The sequence below is a fragment of the Mesorhizobium sp. WSM4815 genome (assembly GCF_055811575.1).
The window spans coordinates 315974-327783 of the sequence record NZ_JBVVQS010000101.1 but is presented as its reverse complement, the minus strand read 5'-3'; the positions used below and the strand labels follow the sequence as shown (position 1 = coordinate 327783).

Annotated in this window: 9 protein-coding genes; all 9 read right to left on the bottom strand. The window is 57.1% G+C overall.

The window, feature by feature from the left end:
* Nucleotide 1 precedes the first annotated feature (1 nt).
* The 9 genes from cysD to AC0L2B_RS27075 all read right to left on the bottom strand — a co-directional run bounded on the left by cysD (nucleotide 2) and on the right by AC0L2B_RS27075 (nucleotide 11670).
* Nucleotides 2-907 (bottom strand): sulfate adenylyltransferase subunit CysD, encoded by a 906-nt coding sequence (cysD, locus tag AC0L2B_RS27115; protein WP_128172081.1) that lies wholly within the window; start codon nucleotides 905-907, stop codon nucleotides 2-4.
* 236 nt (nucleotides 908-1143) lie between these two features.
* The gene (locus AC0L2B_RS27110; protein WP_473747500.1) at nucleotides 1144-2457 is read right to left on the bottom strand and encodes an O-antigen ligase family protein; all 1314 of its coding nucleotides are present in this window, start codon (nucleotides 2455-2457) and stop codon (nucleotides 1144-1146) included.
* Complete coding sequence (locus AC0L2B_RS27105; protein ID WP_473747499.1) at nucleotides 2454-3713, bottom strand: tetratricopeptide repeat protein; 1260 nt, start codon at nucleotides 3711-3713, stop codon at nucleotides 2454-2456. Before AC0L2B_RS27105 ends, AC0L2B_RS27110 begins: the two co-directional genes overlap by 4 nt.
* On the bottom strand, nucleotides 3601-5973 hold the full coding sequence (locus AC0L2B_RS27100) for a GumC family protein (protein WP_473747498.1): 2373 nt from the start codon (nucleotides 5971-5973) through the stop codon (nucleotides 3601-3603). The genes AC0L2B_RS27105 and AC0L2B_RS27100 overlap by 113 nt, the downstream gene beginning before the upstream one ends.
* A 51-nt stretch (nucleotides 5974-6024) precedes the next feature.
* Nucleotides 6025-6765, bottom strand: a complete 741-nt coding sequence (locus AC0L2B_RS27095) for a polysaccharide biosynthesis/export family protein (RefSeq protein ID WP_473514654.1) — start codon at nucleotides 6763-6765, stop codon at nucleotides 6025-6027.
* 47 nt (nucleotides 6766-6812) lie between these two features.
* Nucleotides 6813-7622, bottom strand: a complete 810-nt coding sequence (locus AC0L2B_RS27090) for a tyrosine-protein phosphatase (protein WP_473514655.1) — start codon at nucleotides 7620-7622, stop codon at nucleotides 6813-6815.
* Nucleotides 7623-7982: 360 nt separating this feature from the next.
* Nucleotides 7983-8741, bottom strand: coding sequence for a hypothetical protein (locus tag AC0L2B_RS27085; RefSeq protein WP_473747496.1), 759 nt, complete (start codon nucleotides 8739-8741; stop codon nucleotides 7983-7985).
* Nucleotides 8742-8842: 101 nt separating this feature from the next.
* Entirely contained in the window at nucleotides 8843-9316 is a 474-nt protein-coding gene (locus tag AC0L2B_RS27080; RefSeq protein WP_473747495.1) for a hypothetical protein, read from the bottom strand.
* A 113-nt stretch (nucleotides 9317-9429) separates the two neighbouring features.
* Nucleotides 9430-11670, bottom strand: a complete 2241-nt coding sequence (locus AC0L2B_RS27075) for a mannose-1-phosphate guanylyltransferase/mannose-6-phosphate isomerase (protein WP_473747494.1) — start codon at nucleotides 11668-11670, stop codon at nucleotides 9430-9432.
* Nucleotides 11671-11810: the final 140 nt, after the last annotated feature.

Sequence of the window (11810 nt, the reverse complement as noted above, 5' to 3'; positions counted from 1 at the left end):
CTCAGAAATACCCCTCGCGCTTTTTCTTTTCCATCGAGCCGGCTTCATCACGGTCGATCAGGCGGCCCTGCCGTTCGGAGGTGCGCGCCGTGAGCATTTCGCCGACAATGGCCTCCAGCGTGTCGGCGGCCGATTCGATCGCACCGGTCAGCGGATAGCAGCCGAGCGTGCGGAATCGCACCAGCCGGTTCTCCACCGTCTCGCCGGGACGCAACTGCATGCGGTCGTCATCCCTCAGAATGAGCATGCCGTCACGTTCGACGACCGGCCGCTGCTTGGCGAAATAGAGCGGCACGATCGGGATGTCTTCCTGGAGAATGTACTGCCAGATGTCGAGTTCGGTCCAGTTCGACAACGGAAAGACCCGGATCGATTCACCGGTCGCGATGCGGGTGTTGAATATCTTCCACATCTCCGGCCGCTGGTTTTTCGGATCCCAGACGTGCTGGGCATTGCGGAAAGAGAAGATCCGCTCCTTGGCGCGCGATTTCTCCTCGTCGCGTCGCGCCCCGCCGAAGGCTGCATCGAAGCCGTATTTGTCGAGCGCCTGGCGCAGCGCCACGGTCTTCATCACATGCGTATGGGTGTTGGAGCCATGGTCGAAGGGATTGATATTATCGCGCACACCATCGCCGTTGACATGGACCAGGAGATCGAAGCCGAGCTTTTGCGCCATCTGATCGCGAAAGGCGATCATCTCGCGGAATTTCCAGGTCGTGTCGACGTGGAGAAAGGGAAAGGGCGGCTTGGCCGGATAAAACGCCTTCATCGCAAGATGCATCAGCACCGAGGAATCCTTGCCGACCGAATAGAGCATGACCGGCTTGGCGAAGGTCGCCGCAACCTCGCGAAAGATATGGATGGATTCGGCTTCAAGCCGCTGCAGATGCGTAAGCGCGATGTTCATGGACTTTAAGCGTTCTCTCGTGCCGGCCGGATCTTGCATCGATGCATCAGGCGCAATTTTTCAGCGGCCCGGATCAAGCTTCACTTCTGGTTTTCGTGCAGGCGTTCTAGCAGATCGCCATTATCTATAACAATGCAAGACAGGCCTGCGCTGGAATGGTTCGAGAAAGAATTTTCCACGCAGGGACCAGAACCCGGAAATTCCTGCCCAGATCGCAGGGCCGTCGCCAGGAGGCGCTAGGACGGCGTTCCAATGGGAACAAGTAACTTTTCACCGTTGTGGTCGATCTCGATCAATTCACTCTTCTGGCGGGCTGCAAATCCTTTGTGGAAGATAATGGCGTTCATGAAGGCAAACGTCATTGCAAGCGCCTCGGTCCGCAACGGATAATCGACGAGTGAATGAATGAGAAGAAAAAACACGGAGAGAAACGCCGCCTTTTGAAGGGGATCGCGACGAACTCTAGCAAGCACCATAAAAAGAATCACGAAATAAAGCGCCATCAACAGAACAGCAAGAACTCCGCCTTCGAAAGCGATTTCAAGATACTCGTTGTGAGCATGATTTACATATTGCCTGAAAATCATCCCTTCCTTTTCATATATCTGGTAGGCCTTTTGAAAATTTCCAAACCCAACGCCGGCTGCCCAATTCTCTTTGATCCCCTCAATGGTGGTGCGAGCAATCTCTCCTCGCCCGAAATCCGGGTCAATCGCTTCGGCCTCGATCTTCGTCCATGCGCCTATCGTAAACACTGAAAGTGCTATGAAAACGGCAACGATGCTGAGTCCACTGACCCTGGAACGCGTTGAAAGAAAGACTATGGATAGCACGGTGATCGCTAATCCGATCAGAACGCCGGCACGCGAACCGACAGCCAAAAGGAGCAGCAAAAGCGTGGCCAGCCCGAGCGATCCCGACAAAAGATGTCCTCGGAACAGACCATAATAAACGACGAAGGGGATAGACACGAAAAGCAATGCTGCAAAATGATTCTCGTTGGCAAAAAGCCCGGCGTTTATCGTGAACGGCAACAATCCCTTTATGGCAATGTCGTCCGAGAGCGAATATTGAATCGCGCCTGCCAAGCCGTTACAGATAACACCCATAAAAAAGAACGGCAGAAGCGCAGGGACTTGCTCGGCACGCAAACGCAAAACGCTCAAAAAAAACGCCGCCAACGCCACCAGATACAACAGACATTCGATCGTCCGTCCAACGCCGACACTGACGAAACGAAATTGGGATTCCCCTACAAGCTCGGAGTCTGCGAGCAGCAGTTCCGGTCGCAATCCGCTGAATATCGCCGCAGGCAACGGAATGATCTGCAGAACGGCCAGCGCCACAACGAAGATAAGCAGCCACAGAACGGAATGGGGCGTCCTTTGGCCAGAGGCCTGTGAAAAGACCGCCGCTGCCGAGACAATTGCCGCAACCTCGATCAGCGTGTCCGTGTAAAGCCCGCTTGCAGTGCCGCCGCCGATCAGCAGCGCTATAAACAGAACCGATCCGAGGAGATATTTATCCCATTCCGATGGCCGGTCGCTCAAGATGAAAGTCTCTCGATGCTCAATTTGTGCATTACCAATGTGCCGACGTAGCGAAAGCGCCAGCTCTCGGCAATGGCGGCAGTTTCCAGCTTCAATAATTGCATGGGGCACCCAGCCGATCCAACCGAAAAACCCTGACTGAGCGCCTGACGATTATATGTACCCTCCGGAATATTGAACCGCGCTATTTCGCCGGCGGGCCCCACGCACCTGATCGACCAGAACAACTCCTTTGGAAGCTTCAGGTTTCTCGCGGACGCAGCCAAAGAAATCTTGTAGGAGCCTGGCGGCAGCTGGATATACTGCTGAAGCGCTGCGTTCTTGACCGGCGTATTCAGGAAGCGGACCGTCGCCCCCCCCTCACCTTCAACCGCATTTTGAGCCGTTGCAAGCGTAACTTCGAGACCCGACTGATCGCCGACCTGCCAATCAAAAGGCTTGCCGCTGGATAGAGGCTCAAATGCGCTGTTGAAAATGTATCCGCCCAATTTCCGTTCTTGATCGGACAGACTGAAAAGAAACAACCTATACGCTTGTTCATATTTTTTCTGACCAAAATTGCCGTGGATCACATAGGAGAGCTCGCTCGGGTTTGGTGGCGCACTCGACCCGGTCAAATCGAGCAGCAACCGATTTGCGAAACCGAGCCCGTCTGGGGTTTTAGCCAGAGTGACCAATAGATTGGACCTCCAGGGCGCCGCGGCCCTGATGGCTGCCAGCACAGCCTGGTATCCATCGGGGTTCGAGAGGATTGTCGGCAGCCCCGCGGCGATCGCCGGAAATTGATCTGGCCATCGCCGCAGCAAAATATCGATCTCGCGGACGGCCCCGGACAGATCGCCTATTTCGATGGAGCGGCCTATTGACCTCTGGAGCGCGAGGATTTCGGTCTTGGATAAATTTCGAGCTTGATCGAAAAACTCATAGGCCTGATCTTTTTCACCCTTCCGGTACTTGATCTCGCCGATCAGGCTGTAGAGACGTGCGTCCGCAAGGTCAAAGCGAAGCGCGCTTTCGAGCTTGGCAAGCATGGCGTCGAGATCGGGAGCATTGCTTGTATCGTTCAGGTCGTGGGTAATCTCACCGATCAAGGCATTGACGTTCAACGGATCCAGCGCGAGGGAAACGGTTGGCGTTTCGGTTTCAAGAAATCGACTTAGCCCGATCGACGAAGCCGCCAACGCTAGAGCGAATGCGACGAACCAAACGCCTGAACGCCGGAGATTTTGCATGAGCGGGCTGGTCTGCTCCGTCATCGACTTTGCCCTCAAGTTTCGGGGTGCCGTAGTCGTAATACTGGTAGTTCATGTATTTATAGCCGTAGTTGTAATCGAACTTGTTCACTGCAAACTTCGACATCGCGGCTCCGACCACGTTCGCGCCGGCAGCTCGCAGGCGCTTCAACGCTGTCTTCGCCGACTTGCGCGTGACCTGATTGGTAGAAATGACCATCAATGTGCCCTCGGCAAGCCGGCTGAGGATGGGCGCATCTGAAAGGCCGACGACCGGCGGGGCATCGATTATGACAAGGTCGAAGCGCTTGCCGAGATTGGTGATGATCAGCGCCATCTTTGGCGAAGAGAGCAGGTCCGCGGGGTTCGGCGGGATCGTTCCAGAAGTCAGGACGGTCACATTAGGATATTTCGTCGCCCTGAAAATGCTTGCCAGATCCTCCTTGCGAACGGTGTTCGTCAGCAGATTGCTCAGCCCGATTGTGTTGTCGAGACCAAACAGCCGATGAAGGTTCGGCTTTCGAAGATCGCCGTCGACAATGAGAACCCTTGCACCGAGCGCGGCAAAATCCTGTCCGAGCTTGAACGAGGTGGTCGACTTGCCCTCGGAGGGTTCCGAACTCGTGACCAGCAGCGACCGCGGCGCACCTTCGGCGCCGGAAAACTGAAGCGATGTTCGAAGCGAACGGTAGGCTTCGGACAGTCCTGACTTCTGATCGGTGATGCTGGCAATGAGTTCCCGGTCATCGACAAGCGGCAGGATGCCGAGCATCGCCAATCCCAGTTCCTTTTCGATCTGCTCAGGATTGGTGAAGGTGTTGTTCAACAACTCGATGATGTAAATAATTGACGCGCTGAGCGCCAGGAAAAGAGCCAGAGCGATCGCAAGATTGATGGTCAATCGTGGAGAATAAGGGCGATTAGGCAGCGTCGCAAAATCGACGATTGCGGCACTTTGAGTCTTGAGCTCAGAACTCACGCCAACCTCGTTAAGCTTGGCAATCAAATTGTCATATTGCGAGCGGTTTGAATCTACTTCTCGCTTCAAGATTGTGTATTTAATGTTTTTATCGTTGAAGATGACCTGCTGCGTCTCCAACTCGGCAAGTTTTGTCTTAAGGTCGGCCTCCTTGTTCTGAGCCTCCTGGTATCTCTGCCGCAGTGAATCGGTGATCGTCAAAACACCGTTGTCATAGAGCCGCTGCAGTTCCTTGATCTGCGCCTGAAGCTGCTGCATCTCTGGAAAGCCGGGCTTCAATATGCCCAGCTTCTGCTGATACTGGCTGGTCAAATCCGACAGTTTCTCGGTGATCTTCTGTAGACCTTCGCTCTCCAGGACTGGGCCGAGGCTCGCCGCGCGACCCTTGTCTATCTGGTCCACCATCCGTCCAGCATCGAGACGTTCCTGGATTGCTGTTGCGAGCGCGGAGTTGAGTGTCTCGATGTTCGACCCTATCAACGATTTTTCTTCGCCGGTTATCGTGATGCCCGCATCCTTTGCATAGGCGACAAGTTCCTCTTCGGACTTCTGAAGCTTTTGCTTTACCTGCAAAACCTGTTCCTGGATGAATTGCCGCGCCAGGTCTGAGGTTTCGCTGGTCTGATCGAGGCGCTGGTCGATAAAACTTTGCGCGACCTGATTGGCTATATCACTTGCATATTTCGGGTTCTGGTCGGCAAATGTAATCGACAGCAGGCTTGTATTGCTGACCAGCGTGACCGCGAGGTCATCTAGAATGCGTTGGATCGCAATTTCCTCACGTTCCTCCGGGGTTTTCTCCTCTATGGAAGGCGATTTGGAAATTCCGAACGCTCGATAGAAAATGTTGCTAGGCGAGAAGTTCGGGGTCGGAAACAGGAAATCCGGCTTTTCGCTTAGCCCCAGTTGGAACACCACGCGTTGCGCCAAAGCCCGGCTCTTCAGCTTTTCCCGGGCGGTTTGAAATGCCCGCATGTCGCTGGTTTCAGAAACCACCTCAATGTCCTGGAACACCTTGGCGGAAGGAACCAGCACTTCCAATTGCGTTGTCGCCCGATATTTTGGCGTCTGCATCATGGTTACGACGACGCCAGCAACAAGTCCGCCCGCTACCATCATCAGTATCAGCCACCGATACTGGACAGCGTAAAACAACAGTTTGAGTGGATTGAAGCGCTCGTCCTGCTCGGAGTGATCGCGACCATAGGGGTTATAGTTTTGCGCACCGTCATAATACAGGTCGGCAGACAAGGCTTGGCCATGTCCGGGGCCTGCAATTTGATGCTGTCGATTGCGATCGAGCATTGCGTGACAACCTTGGGTTTGTCTCTGGGCTTAATTTTAACCGGCCGTGATTTACAATCCCGGGACGACCGCAATTCTGGCTGCACTCGAGGCGACGCCGAGGGCGTCCTTGAGGTTGTTCATGGCAATTTTCGATTTCGAGGCGAAGACGACAATCTTGTCGCCACCATAGATGCGTGGGTTGCGGCTCTTGCCGGCGCGAATCTGCTCCACATTGTAATTTGCGACCAGAGTATTTTGGCCGACATTGCGATAGACAAAGACCTTTTTCGCATCGCCAACGGCATTGAACCCTCCGGCAAGGGCGATCGCATCGATGAGAGACGAATTGCTCGACACCGGAAAAATACCAGCCTTGGTGACTTCGCCGTCGACGGTAATGCGCTGTCCGATCGATTCCTTGACGAAGACCGACACATCGGGCGACTGCAGATAGTTGGCGCCGTAGGCCGTTTCGATTTCCTGCTCCAGCTGACGGACGGTCTTCCCGGCCGCGGTGACGGTTCCGATAAGTGGAAGCGAAATTTGTCCGCCAGCGTCGACTTGAACGGTTCTGTTCAGATTGTCGACCTGGAACACATTCACCTCCAGCACATCGTTAGGCGACAAAGGCTGCTCGTTGCCGTTCTGGCTGTTTTGCGCAGGCAGCTCCTTTACGACCTGCAGGGCGCCGCCGCTGGAGAGCGGCGCCGACGATGACGTCAGTTGCAGCGCATCAACCGATGTCGGCGAAGACGATGATGTCGTTGACGAGGTGCTCGTGCAGGCAGACATCGAGAGCGAAGCGAGCAAGGCACATATCGCGCCTGTATAATTTTTTGCGAAATGAAACACACCCATTACGCTGCCCCACCCTTCAACAGGCGACCCAATCCTGCAAAGCGACCGACGTTGCCGGGGCTTGGCTTTTTCGAGCGTGCCTTTCCGACCGGCTCGAGGGGCCGGTTCGCCAATATTTCGCCTGGGCGTTTCAACACCATATTGCGGGCCTCATCTTCCCCACATCGCTTCGCGGCAACGGCAACCGCCTGCGAAAGCCCAGGGCGCCGGCGGGTGGCGCCGTGGGCGTCCGAAGCGATAATATCTACCCTACCCTCGTCAATCAGCTTTTCCGAATAGTAAAGCGCCGTGCGTCCAAAAGCACCAACAATCGAGTCTGCGGTAAGTTGAATTAGGCAACCCACTGCATTCAAGTTCTCAACAATTTCGTAATTTGCCTTGATCCATGTCAGCCGCTCAGGATGGGTAAGAATCGGAACGAACCCGGCGTTTATGAGGCGCAGAGCGAAATCTTCCAGCCTTGGCGGCAGAACGTGGTGCGGCGGCTCGAACAAAAAATAGCGAGATCTATTCAAGGTCGGCACGCTGCCCAGCGCCAATTGCTCCGGCAGATCCGGAGCTATATGCACGTCGGCGCCAACGTAAAGCGCAAGCGGTATTGCGGCACCGCGCAGCGCCTGTTCCAATTCTTGAACTGCGCGGGCGATATTTGCCGATCCGTTTTCGTACATGCCTGGCACGATATGCGGCGTACACGCCATATGCGTCGTTCCATCGGCCACCGCCAGCCGCGCCATTTCCAGCGATTCAGCAAGACTGGGCGAGCCGTCGTCAAGACCGGGCAAGATATGGGAATGCAGGTCGATCATGGGTGGCCGCGCTGAAGCAAACTGACGACTTCTCCCAACCAAAAGGCAAAAGCGCCACCCGCACCAGAGCGAATGACGCATTTGTCAAGGTCGTGCAATACGGTAGGATTCAAGCTATTCGCTGACAGCGTGCAAGCCAACTACCAGCACTGCCGCACCACCCGTCACAGTGCCTCCCGGCGAGACGAATCCGCCCACGACGGAGCGCATTCAGGTTCGACTCAGGTGATAGAGCGGTATGGTTGACGAATTCCATCAATATCCCGACTCCAGCCGCCGCGCCAAGGCAACACAGAGGCACCGGCCATACAATATAGCAGAGGTAGTCACATGGCTCTGCTATATTGCCTACTGGGCGCCTTAAGGGCTGACCGGGCCGCTGTCGTCGCCGTCACCCTGCGTTGCAGCAAGGATACCGGCAGTACCGGCCATGCCCAAAAATATACCGAGCGGCACCCAGGACCGGTTTCCGCCCGCGCCAATCTGACCCGTATGCTCGGAACTCACGGCGGCAGCCGTCTGCTCGGAACCCACAACTTTCAGGCAGATATTGTTCTCGACACGAGAAATGTCGAGACTTGAATTCGCAGGCACCTCCAGGTTGCAGCCACCGACATTAACGGAGGCAGCCCCCTTGGCACCGACCACTATGCGGCTGCCGAAATCCAGCGTATTTCCCGCTTTTGCCGGGCCATAGCCGGCGGCCTGCGAAACCATTACGTCGCCATTGGCGTGCCCTATGGAACCAATCGAACTCGCCGCTCCCTGATAGGGTGTCGTACAGGTGCAAGACGCATCCTGAGCGAAAGACGAAACCGGGCCGAAACCGATCGAGGCGACAAATCCGGCCAACGCAACTTTTACAGTGAGGTTCATTCGTTTCGATCCTTTTTGTCCCGCCGCACCTCGGCCCCTCCCCAGGGCGAAGGTATTGAACAAGCGCGTAACAGCTTTTCGCTTTGATTCCAACCCGCTTCGCTTATGCGAGATGATTTTTTGGTTTCTCATGTGTTTCATTGGACACACTCGCTTGCCGGATTTGAATCTACCATTTTTCGTGCCGGCCCCCTGTGAAAATTGTTGGCAAGGCAAGTTTATTTCGTGGCGTTTGACGGTCATCGCGCCGATGCTTTGGTACAGGGGATTGTGGTCGACTCTGTTTAACGTGGGGTGTTATCGCACATTCTGTCTTTCGTTTTATGACACGCAGCTGGCGAGAACTACGAACCCGACAAGCAAGATTTGTAGGTCGAACCTGCCTGCGCCGGCTGTCCGCACAAGATGCCATTCTCGGCAAGTTTGGCGGCCAAATCCACGCCATCGGACGTGAGGCATTGCACAACGACGGCATCACCAAACTTTGAGGCGACATTGCCGTCGCAAGGCGTACCCATGCCGACCGGCTTGCAAGTCAGGGCGAGCCCCTGGTAGTCCCGGCGCGCCGCGTCCGTTACGATGGCACGCAGGGATTGAGGCTTGGTAAACGCCACGCCGCATAGCACGATTTTGCGGTTGCCGACGCGAAGATCATCGACCGCCTGGATGAAAAGCTTGCCATCAAACGGCTCTATCGCGGCTTGTGGCTTTGGGGGTGGGGGACGACGAGGCGCCCCTTTTTCCACGATGATGGCAAAGAAGCCAACCGCAAACGCCAGGGCAAGGAGTGCCAAAAAGCTTAGTTTCTTGAACGACAAAAATCCTCACTCCCGCCGCTGCCAAGCATGTCTCTATCACCTCTGGCGGAGACGTCCGGACGACTTATCGTCGCCTGGCATCGATTTCAATCGAAGAAATTCCGTCAACTGCCCTATCGTGCTTCGCTGGCGGTGCTGTCAAGATATTGGGTCAGCGCGCAAACCAGATGATAAAAGATGCTTGCCGGCACATCGGTCGCCAGCGAGCGGCCTCGCTCGTCGATCCGGTCTATCCACAGGCCGAGCGGCGCCGGATTGATGTGCCAACGGAAGAGGCGGCCGACACGCGCTTCGATCTCGGGCTTGAGGTCAGGTCCGCCCGAACCGTCCAGTGCAATCGCCGCCTTGATTGCTTCCGCCTGCGGCCAACTGCGCGAGACAAGGTCGAGCGGCAAGCCTTGCCGCGAGACGGCGCCATAAGCGAGGCCGGTGGCGCGATTGAGGCCGTTGGCGATGGCCGACGCATAGAGCTTTCTGGCAAAGCCAGCCAGGTCACTCTGGCCGCTGCGCCCGGTGAAGTCGACCAGCAGCGAGGCCCATTCGAAATGGTGGCCGGGTTCCGTCCAGGCACCTTTCTCGCCCTCCGCCGGCCTCCACTCGGCATCGAAATACTCGCCCAGCGTCCAGCTTTCCGGATCGAAGAAATGGCTGCGAAACAGATCGACGATGCGCGCGGCGCGACGAAGATAGGCGAGCTCGCCGGTCGCCTGATGCCAGGCCAGGAAAGCCTCGAGCAGATGCATGTGCGGGTTGGAGCGCCGTTCGCCCACGCCGCTCGACGTTTCGAGAAAGCCGGTCATGCGGTGATCCTCGAGATGCGCGTCGAGGAACGAAAAGGTTTCTTCGGCAAGCCGCAATGCATCAGGGTTGCCGACCATATGGGCATGCGCCAGCGCCAGCAGCACGCAGGAATGATCGTAGGCATCCTCGGCGGCGTCGGCGACCGTGCCGTCGACATTGAGTGTGCGCACCCAGCCGCCATTGTCGGTGCGGCCGTTCCTGGCCATGAATTCGAGGCCGTGGCCGATCAACCTGTCGGCGGGCCCGTCCCAGCCGCGCGCCCTGGCGACAGCGAAGGCGTAGACTTGCCTGGCCATGGTGCGCATGCGCTTGGGCTTCTTCAGCGGAGTGGCGTCAAAACCAAGCGCCTCGTGAAAACCGCCATGGCGCTCATCGACCCCGACCGTGGACCACAGCGGCACCGTCTCTTCAAACAGCCAGTGATGCACTCGGCGCCGCCAGGCGCCGCTTTCGATGACGCGATCGCCGGCGGGCGTGAACCTGGTTTCCAGCCGGCCGCTCTTTTCGAGTTGCTCGACGATCTTCTTGACGTTCTGGCTGCGGCTGACCGGGGCGACGAAGGTTGCATCGGCGGTCGAGACGATGGCAACGTCCTTCAAGCCGATGGCCGAGAGCAGGCGACTGTCGCTGCGGATGTAGGAGTTCTCGCAGTCGATGGCGACAACATCGCCGACGATGACATTGCCGTCATTGTCTGAGGGGCCGACATCGAGCAGCGATTGCCAGGAACCGAGATCGTTCCAGCGGAAGCCGGCCGGCACCATGGCGATATGGCTGGCGCGCTCCATGATCGCATAGTCGATCGACGTCGACGGAATGGCGGCGTAGAGTTCCAGAGGCATATAGAGACCGGAAAGATCTGACGTCGCCGCCTGATAGGCATTTTCGGTGGCCTTCCAGATTTCGGGCTCGAAAGCCGTGAAGGCGTCGCGCATGGCGCTGGCGCGAAACAGGAAGATGCCGGTGTTCCAGTAGAAGTTGCCGGCCGCCAGATAGCTCCGCGCGGTCGCGAGGTCCGGTTTCTCGACGAAACGCGAGACATCGCAGATGCCATCCTTCTCGCCGGCGATCTCGATATAGCCGTAACCGGTTTCGGGGTGGCCGGGCTTGATGCCGAATACCACCAGCCGGCCGGCACGCGCCGCAGCGGTGCCGTTTTCCACGCTCTGCCAGAATTGTCGCGCGGTCGTGATCTCATGATCGGACGGCACCACCAGCACCAGGCTGTCGCCAAATTCGGAGAGGGTGCGCAGCGCCGCCAGGGCGACTGCGGCGGCGGTGTTGCGTCCGGTCGGCTCGAACAAGGGGCCGCCGCCGGAAAGGTCGATGCCGGCGAGATCGGCGTGGACGCGGTCGGCGTGCCGCTCCGAGGCAATCAGGAAGACCGGCGTTTCGCCGTCCGGCCGCGCCGTAAGCCGCCGCAACGTCTTGACCAGCATCGAGCCATCGCCGGAAAAATCATGGAACTGCTTGGGATTGTCCTCGCGCGACAGCGGCCACAGCCGTGAGCCAATACCGCCGCTCATGACAAAACTGACGATCCGCTCGGTCATGGGGTAACACCTCTGGCATTTTCGAACAAAGCAAGGAGCGCTGCCGTGTAGCCTCGGCGGCGCATTTGTTGCCGACTTTGCAGCACGGCGACACTGTCGCGGGCTAGGCGTGGGCGTAGCCCGGCTTCAAGGAGACGCTG

Excerpts from the sequence above, each read along its gene's own strand:
- cysD (WP_128172081.1), bottom strand. The coding sequence starts at position 907 with ATGAACATCGCGCTTACGCATCTGCAGCGGCTTGAAGCCGAATCCATC.
- AC0L2B_RS27090 (WP_473514655.1), bottom strand. The coding sequence starts at position 7,622 with ATGATCGACCTGCATTCCCATATCTTGCCCGGTCTTGACGACGGCTCG.
- AC0L2B_RS27105 (WP_473747499.1), bottom strand. The coding sequence starts at position 3,713 with ATGACGGAGCAGACCAGCCCGCTCATGCAAAATCTCCGGCGTTCAGGC.
- AC0L2B_RS27075 (WP_473747494.1), bottom strand. The coding sequence starts at position 11,670 with ATGACCGAGCGGATCGTCAGTTTTGTCATGAGCGGCGGTATTGGCTCA.
- AC0L2B_RS27085 (WP_473747496.1), bottom strand. The coding sequence starts at position 8,741 with ATGACCGTCAAACGCCACGAAATAAACTTGCCTTGCCAACAATTTTCA.
- AC0L2B_RS27100 (WP_473747498.1), bottom strand. The coding sequence starts at position 5,973 with ATGCTCGATCGCAATCGACAGCATCAAATTGCAGGCCCCGGACATGGC.